This window comes from Amycolatopsis sp. NPDC001319, assembly GCF_042896185.1.
Taxonomy (GTDB): Bacteria; Actinomycetota; Actinomycetes; order Mycobacteriales; family Pseudonocardiaceae; genus Amycolatopsis.
The window spans coordinates 260,515-274,051 of record NZ_JBIAWY010000005.1 but is presented as its reverse complement, the minus strand read 5'-3'; the positions used below and the strand labels follow the sequence as shown (position 1 = coordinate 274,051).

The window sequence follows — 13,537 nt, the reverse complement described above, 5'->3', positions numbered from 1 at the left end:
TACCTTTGACCGGATTGACCGCGCGAGCACCGGCCGGTAGGAAGAACCCGCAAAGGATCCCTTCCAAACCTTTGGGGCGGTGCCATGGTTGGCAGGCGAGGGTTGCTCACGCTCGACGCGCTCCGTGAGCGGGTCGCGGCGGGCACGATCGACACGGTGCTGGTCGCGATCACCGACATGCAGGGCCGGCTCCAGGGCAAACGCTGCTCGGCCGAGTACTTCCTCGAAGAGGTCGTCGGCCACGCCACCGAGGCGTGCAACTACCTGCTCGCCGTCGACGTCGACATGAACACGGTCGACGGGTACGCCATCTCGAGCTGGGACGCGGGCTACGGCGACTTCGTGCTGCGCCCCGACTTCACCACCCTGCGCCTCGTCCCGTGGCAGGAGGGCACGGCGCTGGTGCTCGCCGACGTCGAGCGCGTGGACGGCGGCGGGCCCGTCGCGGTGTCGCCGCGACAGGTGCTGCGGCGACAGCTGGAGCGTCTCGAAGACCGGAACCTGCAGGCGTTCGTGGGCACCGAGCTCGAGTTCATCGTGTTCGACGACAGCTACGAAGCCGCGTGGGACAAGCGTTACCAGGGCATCAAGCCGTCGAACCAGTACAACGTGGACTACTCGATGCTCGGCACCGCGCGCGTCGAGCCGCTGCTGCGCCGCATCCGCAACGAGATGGCGGGCGCCGGCCTGTACCCCGAGTCGGCCAAGGGCGAGTGCAACCCCGGCCAGCAGGAGATCGCGTTCCGCTACGCGGAGGCGCTCACCACGTGCGACAACCACAGCGTCTACAAGAACGGCGCCAAGGAGATCGCCGCGCAGGAGGGCAAGAGCCTCACGTTCATGGCGAAGTACAACGAGCGCGAAGGCAACTCCTGCCACATCCACCTCAGCCTGCGCGGCACCGACGGCAACGCGGTCCTGCCCGGCGACGGCGACCACGGCTTCTCGAAGCTCATGGAGCACTTCCTCGCCGGCCAGCTGGCCGCGCTGCGCGAGCTGACCTACTTCTTCGCCCCGAACATCAACTCCTACAAACGGTTCGTGCGCGGCAGTTTCGCCCCGACGGCCGTCGCGTGGGGCACGGACAACCGCACGTGCGCGCTGCGCGTGGTGGGTCACGGCGACTCGCTGCGCGTGGAGAACCGCGTGCCGGGCGGCGACGTGAACCCGTACCTCGCCGTCGCCGCGCTGATCGCCGCCGGCCTGCACGGCATCGAGAACGAGCTGCCCCTGGAGCCGGAGTTCGCGGGCAACGCGTACGGCTCCGACAAGCCGACCGTGCCCACCACCTTGGGTGAAGCCGCGGACGTGCTGGCGGGCAGCCGCATCGCGCGCGAGGCCTTCGGCGACGATGTGGTGGACCACTACCTCAACGCCGCCCGCGTGGAGCGGGAGGCGTTCGAGAAGGCCGTGACCGATTGGGAGCTCATCCGTGGCTTCGAACGTCTCTGAGCACAAACCCGTCATCGGGCTCACCACCTACGTCGAGCAGGCCAAGTTCCTCGCGTGGGACACGGAAGCCACGCTGCTGCACCGCGTTTACACCGACTGCGTGGTGGGCGCCGGCGGGATTCCCGTGCTGCTGCCGCCCTTGACCGACGCGTACGCGAGCCTCGTCGACCGCGTGGACGGGCTCGTGCTCACCGGCGGCGCCGACGTCGAGCCGGGCAAGTACGGCGCCGAGCCCCACCCCGCCACGTACACGCGCCCGGGCCGTGACGCCTTCGAGTTCGGCCTGTTCGAGGCGGCCCGCGCGGCGCGCAAACCCGTGCTCGGCGTGTGCCGCGGGCTGCAGGTGATCAGCGTCGCCCTCGGCGGCACGCTCACCCAGCACCTGCCCGAGTCCCTCGGCGACACTGCGCACCAGCCGGCGCCCGCGACGTTCGGCACCAGCAGCATCACCCTCGTCGACGGCACGCGCGCCGCCGCGTTGCTCGGGCCCGAGACGAAGGGCCACTGCTACCACCACCAGGCCATCGACCGGCTCGGCGAAGGCCTGGTCGCATCCGGGCACGCCGCCGACGGCACCGTCGAGGCGGCCGAGCTGCCCGGCGACGAGTTCGTGCTCGGGGTTCAGTGGCATCCCGAGCAGGACACCGAAGACGTGCGCCTGTTCCGGGCCTTGATCGTGGCAGCACTCGAAGCAGCAGAGGAGCGCAAGTGACGCAGACGTTCGACGTGATCAACCCCGCCACCGAGCAGGTGGTGCGGTCGGTCGCGCTCACGAGCGCCGAAGAGACCGACGCGGCGATCGCCCGCGCCCACGCCGCGTTCGGAGCCTGGCGGGCCGTCGCCCCCGGCGATCGCGCGCGACTGCTGCGCCGCTTCGCCGACGCCGTCGAGGCCGACCTCGAGAACCTCGCGCGCCTCGAGGTGACCAACTCCGGCCACACGATCGGCAACGCGCGATGGGAAGCGGGCAACGTCCGCGACGTCCTGAACTACTACTCCGCGGCGCCGGAACGCCTGATCGGGCAACAGATCCCGGTGCCCGGCGGAGTGAACGTGACCTTCCACGAACCACTCGGCGTGGTCGGCGTGATCGTGCCCTGGAACTTCCCGATGCCCATCGCGGGCTGGGGCTTCGCGCCGGCGCTCGCGGCCGGAAACACCGTGGTGCTCAAGCCCGCGGAGCTCACGCCGCTCACCGCGATCCGCCTCGGCGAGCTCGCGCGCGAGGCCGGGATCCCCGAGGACGTGTTCCAGGTCCTGCCGGGCAAGGGTTCGGTGGTGGGGCAGCGGTTCGTGGACCACGCGCTGGTGCGCAAGGTCGTCTTCACCGGCTCCACCGAGGTCGGCAAGCAGATCATGGCCGGCTGCGCGGCGCAGGTGAAGCGCGTGACGCTGGAGCTGGGCGGCAAGAACGCCAACGTCGTGTTCGCCGACGCCGACCTGGAGAAGGCCGCCGCGACGGCGCCGTACGGGGTGTTCGACAACGCCGGCCAGGACTGCTGCGCGCGTTCGCTGATCCTGGTGCAGCGCAGCGTCCACGAGCGGTTCATGGAGCTGCTGGAGCCGGCCGTGCAGGGCGTGGTCGTCGGCGATCCCGGTGAGGACGCCACGGAGATGGGCCCGCTGATCTCCGCCGCGCACCACGCGAAGGTCTCGTCGTACGTCACTGACGCGACACCTGTTGCGTTTCGCGGCAGCGCGCCCGAGGGGCCGGGTTACTGGTTCGCGCCCACCGTCGTCACGCCGGCGAGCCTCGCCGACCCGCTGGCCGCCGACGAGATCTTCGGCCCGGTCGTGGCCGTGGTCCCGTTCGACGACGAGGCCGACGCCATCCGCATGGCCAACCACACCGACTACGGCCTTTCCGGATCGATCTGGACACGCGACGTCGGGCGGGCCTTCCGCGTCGCGCGCGGGGTGGAGTCGGGGAACCTTTCGGTGAACTCGCACTCGTCGGTGCGGTACTGGACCCCGTTCGGCGGGTTCAAGCAGTCGGGTCTCGGCCGTGAGCTGGGGCCGGACGCGCCGACGGCCTTCACCGAGACGAAGAACGTTTTCCTGAGCACGGAGGATTGAGAGAGATGGTGCAGCGTTTCGACGGCCGTGTCGCCGTGATCACGGGCGGGGCCAGCGGCATCGGCCTCGCGTCGGCGCGCCGGCTGGCGAGCGAGGGCGCGAAGGTCGTGATCGGCGACCTCACGCCCGAGCAGGGCAAGGCGGCGGCCGACGAGGTCGGGGGCCTGTTCGTGCAGGCCGACGTGACCGATCCCGAGCAGGTGGAGGCCCTGTTCCAGACGGCTGTGGACCAGTTCGGCGCGGTCGACGTGGCGTTCAACAACGCCGGCATCTCGCCGCCCGAGGACGACTCGATCCTCACCACGGACTTCGAGGCGTGGGAGCGCGTACAGCGCGTGAACCTGACCTCGGTTTACCTGTGCTGCAAAGCCGCCCTGCCGCACATGCAGCGCCAGGGCAAGGGTTCGATCATCAACACGGCGTCGTTCGTGGCCGTGATGGGCGCGGCGACCTCGCAGATCTCCTACACCGCGTCGAAGGGCGGGGTGCTCGCGATGAGCCGCGAGCTGGGCGTGCAGTTCGCTCGGGAGAACATCCGCGTCAACGCGCTGTGCCCGGGGCCGGTGAACACGCCGCTGCTGAAGGAGCTCTTCGCGAAGGACCCGGAACGTGCCGCGCGGCGGCTGGTGCACGTGCCCGTCGGCCGGTTCGCCGAGCCGGAGGAGATCGCAGCCGCGGTGGCCTTCCTGGCCAGTGACGACGCCAGCTTCATCACCGCGTCGCAGTTCCTCGTGGACGGTGGCATTTCGGGCGCGTACGTCACTCCACTTTAGGAACTCGGGCACAACGTTTCACCGGGACGGGTTGATCTTCCGCCTGTTCCGGTGGCGACGCCCCCCGTCCGGTTTCGCGGTGGGTAGACCGGAACCGTGGCGACCGGTCCGGTCGCCGGTCCGGGAGGGTGCCATGCCGATCCGTGAAGCGTCTCCGATGCTGCAGGAGGTCGCCGACCTCTGCGAACTGTGCCGGACGCGGTGCGAAAAGGCGCTGGCGCGGCGTGCCGAACCCGGCAGTGAGCTGGCCACGATGGGACCGGTGATGCTCGCGGCGGCGTCGATGTCACGGCTGTGCGCCGACACGCTGGACCGGTGCTCCGGCATGGCCGCCGAGGTCGCGATGGTCCGCATGTCGGTGAAGTCGATGTGCGGCGAGGCCGCGCGGTTGCTGTCGCTGTGCGCCCAGTCCTGCCTCGGGGCCGGCGACGACGAACTGCGCGACCTGGCCGTGCTGCTCACTCGCTGTGCCGACCTGTGCGCGCTGCTGGCCGGTCCGTCGAAGATCACGAAGGTCCCCGTGACGCTTCCCTCGCAGACCCGTCACCTGCGCACCTTCTCCCCGCGGCTCGGCGGGTGTGGCGTGAACCGTCCGAGGTAGACTGGCGCGCAAAGCGGCAGGTAACGTGGCCGCCAGCACACAAACATGAATACCGGGCCGTTCGAGCAGGAGCGGGAGAGCCCCCATGAGACCGGTGGGGCACCGAAGGAGCAAACTCCCCGGAATCTCTCAGGTACCCACTACCGCTTCGCGCGAGGCCACTCTGGAAAGCAGGCGCACCCGCGCCTCACCCAAGGTGAAAGCCGCGCTGCGCGGTGAAACTCTCAGGTGCCCATGACAGAGGGGGAGTTCCCAGCGCACCGCTGCGCCCGGTGCCCGGCCCGAGGAGCTCCCATCACCTCCACACCGTTCGACGCCCGCCACATCGGCCCCGCTGAGGCCGAGCGGGCCAAGATGCTCGCCGAATGCGGTTACGGAAGCCTGGACGCCCTCGTGGAGGCGGCCGTCCCGTCCGCCATCCGCACCACCGGTGACCTGGATCTGCCCGAGGCCGCGTCCGAAGAGGAAGCCACCGCCGAGCTGCGCGCGCTCGCGGCGCTCAACCGCCCGATGACGCAGATGATCGGCCTCGGCTACTCCGACACCGTCACGCCGGGCGTGATCCGCCGCAACGTGCTCGAGAACCCCGCGTGGTACACCGCCTACACGCCGTACCAGCCGGAGATCTCGCAGGGCCGGCTCGAAGCGCTGCTGAACTTCCAGACGATGGTCGCCGACCTCACCGGCCTGACCACGGCCAACGCGTCGATGCTCGACGAGTCGACTGCCGTCGCCGAGGCCATGACGCTGATGCGCCGCTCGTCGAAGTCGAAGTCCAATGTGATCGTCCTCGACGCCGAATGCCTGCCGCAGACCATCGCCGTCGTGCGCACGCGAGCCGCCGCGCTGGGCATCGACGTGCAGGTGCGCGACCTGCTCACCGGGCTGCCCGAGGAGTTCTTCGGCGTCGTCGTGCAGTACCCCGGCGCGTCCGGCGTGCTGCGGGGCCGCGGCTTCTACCACGCCATTTCCGAGGCCGCGAAGGCCGCGGGCGCCCTCTACACGGTGGCTGCCGACCTGCTTGCGCTCACGCTGATCACCTCGCCGGGCGAGTTCGGCGCCGACGTCGCCGCGGGTTCGACGCAGCGCTTCGGCGTGCCGCTGGGCTACGGCGGCCCGCACGCGGGTTACCTGGCCGTGCGCGCCGGGCTCGAGCGTTCGCTGCCGGGCCGCCTGGTGGGCGTGTCCGTGGACGCCGACGGCAACATGGCCTACCGGCTCGCGCTGCAGACGCGCGAGCAGCACATCCGCCGTGAGAAGGCGACGTCGAACATCTGCACCGCGCAGGTGCTGCCGGCCGTGCTCGCCGCGATGTACGCCGTGTACCACGGCCCGGACGGCCTGAAGGCCATCGCGACCCGCGTGCACGAGCTGGCGGCGGGCTTCGCCGCGGCGCTGCGCGAAGGTGGCGTGGAGGTCGTGCACGAGGCGTTCTTCGACACGGTCGTCGCGCACGTTCCCGGCCGCGCCGCCGAGGTCCACGCGGCCGCGCGCGAGGCGGGCATCAACCTCGGGCACGTCGACGCCGACCACGTGCGCGTGGCCTGCGACGAGGTCACCCGGCCGGACATCCTCGCGCAGGTGCTGCGCGCGTTCGGCGTGGACGCCGAGTGGGCCACCGCCACCGCGCTGCCGAGCGGCATCGTGCGCGAGAGCGGCTTCATGGCCCACGAGGTGTTCAGCACGCACCGCTCCGAGACGTCGATGCTGCGTTACCTGCGCAAGCTCGCCGACCTGGACTACGCGCTCGACCGCGGCATGATCCCGCTGGGCTCGTGCACGATGAAGCTCAACGCCACCACCGAGATGGAGCCGATCAGCTGGCGCGAGTTCGCGGGCATCCACCCGTTCGCACCGGCCGAGGACGCCGAGGGCTACCACCGGCTCGTGGCCCAGCTGTCGGGCTGGCTCGCCGAGGTGACCGGCTACGACCAGGTTTCCCTGCAGCCCAACGCCGGCAGCCAGGGTGAGCTCGCCGGTCTGCTCGCCATCCGCGGCTACCACCACGCCAACGGCCAGCCCGAGCGCGACGTCTGCCTGATCCCGTCGTCCGCGCACGGCACCAACGCGGCCTCGGCCGTGCTCGCCGGCATGCGCGTGGTCGTGGTGAAGTGCACCGACGAGGGCAACGTCGACCTCGAAGACCTGCAGGCCAAGGTCGACGCGAACCGCGAGACGCTCGCGGCGATCATGGTCACCTACCCGTCCACGCACGGCGTGTACGAGCACGGCATCGAGCGGCTCGCCAAGATCGTGCACGACGGCGGCGGCCAGGTGTACGTCGACGGCGCGAACCTCAACGCGTTGCTGGGCCTGGCGAAGCCGGGTGAGTTCGGCGGCGACGTGTCGCACCTGAACCTGCACAAGACGTTCTGCATCCCCCACGGCGGTGGCGGCCCCGGCGTCGGCCCGGTCGCGGTGCGCGCACACCTCGCGCCGTACCTGCCGAACCACCCGCTGCTCGACGCGGCGGGCCCGGCCACCGGCGTCGGCCCGATCAGCGGCGCGCCCTACGGCTCGGCGTCGATCCTGCCGATCTCGTGGGCGTACGTGCGCATGATGGGCGCGCCCGGCCTCACGGCGGCCACGAAGGTCGCGGTGCTCGCGGCCAACTACGTCGCCGCCCGCCTGTCGCCGCACTACCCGGTGCTCTACACCGGCCAGGACGGCCTGGTCGCGCACGAGTGCATCCTCGACCTGCGCGGCATCACCAAGGACACCGGCGTGACCGTTGACGACGTCGCGAAGCGGCTCATCGACTACGGCTTCCACGCGCCGACGATGTCGTTCCCGGTCGCGGGCACGCTCATGGTGGAGCCCACCGAGAGCGAGGACCTCGGCGAGATCGACCGCTTCTGCGCCGCCATGATCGCCATCCGCCATGAGATCGACCAGGTCGCCTCCGGGCGCTGGACCGCGGAGACGAGCCCGCTGCGCGCCGCCCCGCACACGGCGGAGACGCTGGTGGGCGAGTGGACGCACGACTACGACCGTGAGCTGGCGGTGTACCCGGCGGGTGTGTCGCGCAAGAACAAGTACTGGCCGCCGGTGCGCCGGATCGACGGGGCGCGCGGAGACCGCAACCTCGTCTGCTCCTGCCCGCCCCTCAACGCGTACGAAGGCTGAGCGCCCCGTGGTTGAAACGAATGCAGCTAAAGAGACCTCACTGCACGCCGTCCACAAGGGACTGGGCGCGCTGTTCACCGACTTCGCGGGCTGGTCGATGCCGGTCCGCTACGCCAGTGAGCTGGCCGAGCACAAGGCCGTGCGCGAGGCGGCCGGGCTGTTCGACCTGTCGCACATGGCCGAGATCCACGTCCGCGGCGCGCAGGCCGCCGACGTGCTCGACTACGCGCTGGTCGGCAACCTCACCGGCGTGAAGCCGGGCCGCGCCCGCTACACGATGATCTGCGACGCCGACGGCGGCGTGCTCGACGACCTCGTCGTCTACCGGCTGGCCGACGAGGAGTACCTGGTCGTGGCCAACGCCGGCAACGCCGACGTGGTCGCCGAGGCGCTGGCCGAGCGCGTGGCCGGGTTCGACGCCGTGGTGGAGAACCGGTCCGCCGACACGGCGCTGATCGCCGTGCAGGGCCCGCGCGCGGTCGACGTGCTGGCGGCGGTGACCGACGCGGACCTGGGCGCGCTCAAGTACTACGCGAGCGTGCCCGCCGTGGTGAAGGGGCACGACGTGCTCCTGGCCCGCACGGGGTACACGGGTGAGGATGGCTTCGAGCTGTTCGTGCCCGCCGCCGAGGCGCCGGCGTTGTGGCGGGCGCTGACCGACGCCGGTGAGGCGTTCGGGCTCGTGCCGTGTGGGCTGGCGTGCCGCGACACGCTGCGGCTCGAGGCCGGGATGCCGTTGTACGGCAACGAGCTCACGCGGGAGCTCAACCCGTTCGCCGCCGGCCTGGGGCGCGTGGTGAAGTTCGAGAAGCCGGGCGACTTCGTGGGCCGGGCCGCGCTGGCGGAGCTGGCCAAGGCCGACGTTCCGCGGGTGCGTGTCGGGCTGCGGGCCACCGGACGCCGCGCGCCGAGGCACGGGTACAACGTGGTCTCCGACGGCGTTTCGGTGGGCGAAGTGACCAGTGGTGCGCTTTCGCCGACGCTGGGTTACCCCATCGCGATGGCGTACGTCGATCGGGCGTACGCCGAGCCTGGTACGAAGCTTTCCGTCGACATCAGGGGCAGGATCGAGCCCGTGGAGGTCGTCGCCCTGCCCTTCTACTCCCGAGCCTGAGAGGCCCGTTTACCGTGAGCATCCCCCAGAACCTGTCCTACACCAAGGAACACGAGTGGCTGTCGGTCGTCGACGGCGTCGCGACCGTGGGCATCACCGCCTTCGCCGCCGAGTCGCTCGGTGACATCGTGTTCGTGCAGCTGCCCGCCGTGGGCGGCACGGTGACCGCGGGCGAGGTGTTCGGCGAGGTCGAGTCGACGAAGTCCGTGAGTGAGCTGTACTCGCCGGTGAGCGGCGAGGTCGTCGAGGTGAACGAGACCACATCGGACACCCCCGAGATCGTGAACTCCGACCCCTACACCGAAGGATGGCTCCTGAAGGTGCGGCTCACGGGCGACGTCCCGGAGCTGCTCGACGCCGCCGCGTACGCCGCGCTCACCCAGGAGAACTGAATGACGACTTTCGACGCCCACCTGTCCGATGTGGACCCCGAGGTCGCCGCCGCGGTGGCCGCGGAGCTGGACCGTCAGCAGTCGACGCTGGAGATGATCGCGTCGGAGAACTTCGCGCCTGTCGGTGTGCTCGAGGCGCAGGGTTCGGTGCTGACCAACAAGTACGCGGAGGGCTACCCCGGCCGCCGCTACTACGGTGGCTGCGAGTACGTCGACGTCGTCGAGCAGCTGGCGATCGACCGCGCGAAGGCGCTGTTCGGCGCCGAGCACGCCAACGTGCAGCCGCACTCGGGCGCCCAGGCCAACGCGGCGGCGATGTTCGCCGTGCTGAAGCCGGGCGACACGATCCTCGGCCTCGACCTGGCCCACGGCGGCCACCTCACGCACGGGATGAAGATCAACTTCTCGGGCAAGCTCTACAACGTCGTCGCCTACCACGTCGACAAAGAGACCGGGATCGTCGACCTCGCCGAGATCGAGCGGCTGGCCGTGGAGCACCAGCCGAAGCTGATCATCGCGGGCTGGTCGGCCTACCCGCGTCAGCTCGACTTCGCGGAGTTCCGCCGGATCGCCGACCTGGTCGACGCTCGCCTGATGGTGGACATGGCGCACTTCGCGGGCCTGGTGGCCGCGGGGCTGCACCCGTCGCCGGTGCCGCACGCGGACATCGTCACCACGACCACGCACAAGACGCTGGGCGGCCCGCGCGGCGGCCTGATCCTGTGCCGTGAGGAGCTGGCGAAGAAGATCAACTCGGCGGTGTTCCCCGGCCAGCAGGGCGGGCCGCTGGAGCACGTGATCGCGGCCAAGGCCGTGGCGTTGAAGATCGCGGCGAGCGACGAGTTCCGCGAGCGGCAGGAGCGGACCCTCGAAGGTTCGCGGATCCTGGCCGACCGGCTGTCGCGTTCGGACTGCGCCGAGGCGGGCGTGCGCGTGCTCACCGGCGGCACCGACGTGCACCTGGTGCTCGTGGACCTCGTGCAGTCCGCTTTGGACGGTCAGCAGGCCGAGGACCGGCTGCACACCGTGGGGATCACGGTGAACCGCAACGCGGTGCCGTTCGACCCGCGGCCGCCGATGGTCACCTCCGGCCTGCGCATCGGCACGCCGGCCCTGGCCACGCGCGGGTTCGGCGCGGAGGACTTCGCCGAGGTCGCCGACGTGATCGCCGAGGCGCTGAAGCCGGACTTCGACGAGTCCGTGGCGCAGACGCTGCGCGGGCGCGTGGAGCTGCTGGCGAAGAAGTACCCGCTGTACTCGGACCTGTCGCGATGAGCGCGCAGCCCGAGGGGCGGAAGTTGCTGCGGCTCGAGGTCCGCAACAGCGAGACGCCCATTGAGAAGAAGCCGTCGTGGATCAGGACGAAGGTGCGGATGGGGCCGGAGTTCACCGAGCTGAAGGGCTTGGTGCGCCGGGAGGGTCTGCACACTGTCTGTGAGGAAGCGGGCTGTCCCAACATCTACGAGTGCTGGGAAGACCGTGAGGCGACGTTCCTGATCGGTGGGGACCAGTGCACGCGCCGGTGTGACTTCTGCCAGATCGATACCGGGAAACCGTCCGCGCTGGACCGCACCGAGCCGCGCAAGGTCGCGGAATCCGTGCAGGCCATGGGTTTGCGGTACTCGACCGTCACGGGCGTCGCGCGCGACGACCTCGACGACGGCGGGGCCTGGCTGTATGCGGAGACCGTCCGGCAGATCCACGAGCTGAACCCGGGCACCGGTGTCGAGCTGCTCATCCCGGACTTCAACGCCGATCCGGCGCAGCTGGCCGAGGTGTTCGGGTCACGGCCGGAGGTCCTGGCGCACAACGTGGAGACGGTGCCGCGGATCTTCAAGCGCATCCGCCCCGGGTTCCGCTACGCCCGTTCGCTGGAAGTCATCACGAAGGCCCGTGAGGCCGGGTTGGTGACGAAGTCGAACCTGATCCTCGGGATGGGCGAGACGCCCGACGAGGTCGAGCCGGCGATGCGCGACCTGTTCGAGGCGGGCTGCGAGATCCTGACGATCACGCAGTACCTGCGTCCCTCGCCGCGGCATCATCCGGTGGACCGGTGGGTGAAGCCGGAGGAGTTCGTGGAGCATTCCCAGGCGGCCGAGGCGCTCGGGTTCAGTGGCGTGATGGCGGGACCGCTCGTGCGCTCGTCCTACCGCGCCGGACGCCTCTACGCGCAGACCAAGGCCCACCGCGGCGAGGAGCTGCCGGAAAACCTGGCGCACCTGGCCGAACAAGGCCCGGCGGCGCAGGAAGCCAGCTCGCTGCTGGCCAGGCACTAGAGGGAAGGGGCGGGTCAATGGCGATCAGCGTCTTCGATCTGTTCTCCATCGGCATCGGGCCGTCGAGCTCCCACACGGTCGGCCCGATGCGGGCCGCGCGGACCTTTGTGGACGGTCTCGTCGACGAGGGGCTGCTGGACCGCGTCACGCGGGTGCAGGCGGAGCTGTTCGGCTCGCTCGGCGCGACGGGGTTCGGGCACGGCAGTGACAAGGCCGTGCTGCTGGGGCTGTCGGGGGAACGTCCGGAGTCGGTCGACACGGAGACGGTGCCTTCGCGGGTCGCCGATATACGGGCGTCGGGGCGGTTGCTGCTGGGCGGCGTGCGGGAGATCGCGTTCGACGAGGATGTCGACTTGACGATGCACCGGCGCAAGTCGCTGCCGGCGCACCCGAACGGGATGGTGTTCCGGGCCTTCGCCGGTGATTCGGAGCTGCGGTCGCGGACGTACTACTCCGTGGGCGGCGGTTTCGTGCGCGACGAGTCGTACGAGACGGACGCGGTGTTCGTCGAGGACTCGACGCCGGTGCCCTACCCGTTCCGCACGGGCGCCGACCTGCTCGGCCACTGCGCGGCGACGGGGCTGCCGATCAGCGAGATCATGCTGGCCAACGAGCTGTCGTGGCGTTCCGCCGCCGAGGTTCGGGCCGGGCTGTTGGAGATCTGGGACGTGATGGCCGCGTGCGTCTCGGCCGGCATCGCCCACGAGGGCGTGCTCCCGGGCGGCCTGAAGGTCCCGCGGCGCGCCAAGGCGTTGCACGACAAGCTGATCGCCGAGGACGGCGTCGGGGATCCGTTGTACGCCATGGACTGGGTCAGCCTGTACGCGCTGGCGGTCAACGAGGAGAACGCCGCCGGCGGGCGTGTGGTCACGGCGCCGACGAACGGTGCCGCGGGGATCATTCCCGCCGTGCTGCACTACTACCAGCGGTTCATCCGCGGCTCCTCGGACGATGGCATCGTGACCTTCCTCCTGACGGCCGGCGCTCTGGGCTCGATCTTGAAGCAGACGGGCTCCATCTCGGGCGCGGAGGTCGGCTGCCAGGGCGAAGTCGGCTCGGCCTCGGCCATGGCGGCCGCCGGACTGACCGAGGTGCTCGGCGGCTCGCCGGCCCAGGTGGAGAACGCCGCCGAGATCGGCGTCGAGCACCACCTGGGCCTGACCTGCGACCCGGTCGGCGGGCTGGTGCAGATCCCGTGCATCGAACGCAACGCCGTCGGCGCCTCGAAGGCCATCCACGCCGCCCGCATGGCCATGCGCGGCGACGGCAGCCACGTGGTCACGCTGGACAAGGCCATCAAAACCATGCGCGAGACCGGCGCCGACATGTCGGTGAAGTACAAGGAAACCGCCCGCGGCGGGCTGGCGGTGAACGTCATCGAGTGCTGAGGCGCTCGGGGTGTGGTGTTGGGGTGGGACCGTTCGGAGGGTGAACGGTCCCATCTTGCTTTTTCGGTCACTGCTCGCAGTTGCCGCTCGCGAGTGGTCCTTTCGCTGGGCGAAGGGCCCCGCCGAGCTGGCGCGAGTGTGGTGCGTCGCGGGTCTGGCACCCACGGACCTTTCGCTGGGCGAACGGTCTCACTGCGCTGGCGCGAGTGGTGGTGGTTGGTGGCTGGCGCCCGCGAGCCTTTCGCAGGGCGAACGGTCCCATCTTGCGTTTCGGGGTCACTGGCTGGGCTGTTCGCGCTGGGGTCGTAGTCGGCTTGCCGTGCGAGCGGTCCTTTCGCT

11 protein-coding genes and 1 riboswitch are annotated in these 13,537 nt (G+C 70.4%); all 11 genes read left to right on the top strand.

Annotation, left to right across the window (positions count from 1 at the left end; all coding sequences use genetic code 11):
- The first annotated feature begins 84 nt into the window (after positions 1-84).
- The 11 genes from ACFY1H_RS20495 to ACFY1H_RS20445 all read left to right on the top strand — a co-directional run bounded on the left by ACFY1H_RS20495 (position 85) and on the right by ACFY1H_RS20445 (position 13,198).
- Positions 85-1,452 carry a glutamine synthetase family protein gene (locus tag ACFY1H_RS20495; protein WP_366580662.1) on the top strand — a complete coding sequence of 456 codons (1,368 nt, stop codon included), beginning with the start codon at positions 85-87 and terminating at the stop codon, positions 1,450-1,452.
- Complete coding sequence (locus ACFY1H_RS20490) at positions 1,433-2,164, top strand: gamma-glutamyl-gamma-aminobutyrate hydrolase family protein (protein WP_386948374.1); 732 nt, start codon at positions 1,433-1,435, stop codon at positions 2,162-2,164. Before ACFY1H_RS20495 ends, ACFY1H_RS20490 begins: the two co-directional genes overlap by 20 nt.
- Positions 2,161-3,528 carry an aldehyde dehydrogenase family protein gene (locus ACFY1H_RS20485; RefSeq protein ID WP_366580666.1) on the top strand — a complete coding sequence of 456 codons (1,368 nt, stop codon included), beginning with the start codon at positions 2,161-2,163 and terminating at the stop codon, positions 3,526-3,528. The genes ACFY1H_RS20490 and ACFY1H_RS20485 overlap by 4 nt, the downstream gene beginning before the upstream one ends.
- A 5-nt stretch (positions 3,529-3,533) precedes the next feature.
- Complete coding sequence (locus tag ACFY1H_RS20480) at positions 3,534-4,301, top strand: 3-oxoacyl-ACP reductase (RefSeq protein ID WP_366580668.1); 768 nt, start codon at positions 3,534-3,536, stop codon at positions 4,299-4,301.
- 133 nt (positions 4,302-4,434) lie between these two features.
- Positions 4,435-4,902: a hypothetical protein gene (locus ACFY1H_RS20475; RefSeq protein ID WP_366580670.1), complete on the top strand. Its 468-nt coding sequence runs from the start codon at positions 4,435-4,437 to the stop codon at positions 4,900-4,902.
- Between the two features lie 62 nt (positions 4,903-4,964).
- Positions 4,965-5,058, top strand: a riboswitch (glycine riboswitch).
- A 78-nt stretch (positions 5,059-5,136) separates the two neighbouring features.
- Entirely contained in the window at positions 5,137-8,028 is a 2,892-nt protein-coding gene (gcvP, locus tag ACFY1H_RS20470; protein ID WP_366580672.1) for an aminomethyl-transferring glycine dehydrogenase, read from the top strand.
- A 7-nt stretch (positions 8,029-8,035) separates the two neighbouring features.
- Positions 8,036-9,142, top strand: coding sequence for a glycine cleavage system aminomethyltransferase GcvT (gcvT, locus tag ACFY1H_RS20465; protein WP_386948369.1), 1,107 nt, complete (start codon positions 8,036-8,038; stop codon positions 9,140-9,142).
- 14 nt (positions 9,143-9,156) lie between these two features.
- Complete coding sequence (gene gcvH, locus ACFY1H_RS20460; RefSeq protein ID WP_360606771.1) at positions 9,157-9,534, top strand: glycine cleavage system protein GcvH; 378 nt, start codon at positions 9,157-9,159, stop codon at positions 9,532-9,534.
- On the top strand, positions 9,535-10,809 hold the full coding sequence (glyA, locus tag ACFY1H_RS20455; protein ID WP_386948366.1) for a serine hydroxymethyltransferase: 1,275 nt from the start codon (positions 9,535-9,537) through the stop codon (positions 10,807-10,809). It abuts the gene before it with no gap.
- Entirely contained in the window at positions 10,806-11,810 is a 1,005-nt protein-coding gene (gene lipA / locus ACFY1H_RS20450; RefSeq protein ID WP_386948363.1) for a lipoyl synthase, read from the top strand. Before glyA ends, lipA begins: the two co-directional genes overlap by 4 nt.
- A gap of 17 nt (positions 11,811-11,827) precedes the next feature.
- Positions 11,828-13,198, top strand: coding sequence for an L-serine ammonia-lyase (locus tag ACFY1H_RS20445; protein ID WP_366580679.1), 1,371 nt, complete (start codon positions 11,828-11,830; stop codon positions 13,196-13,198).
- Positions 13,199-13,537 lie beyond the last annotated feature (339 nt).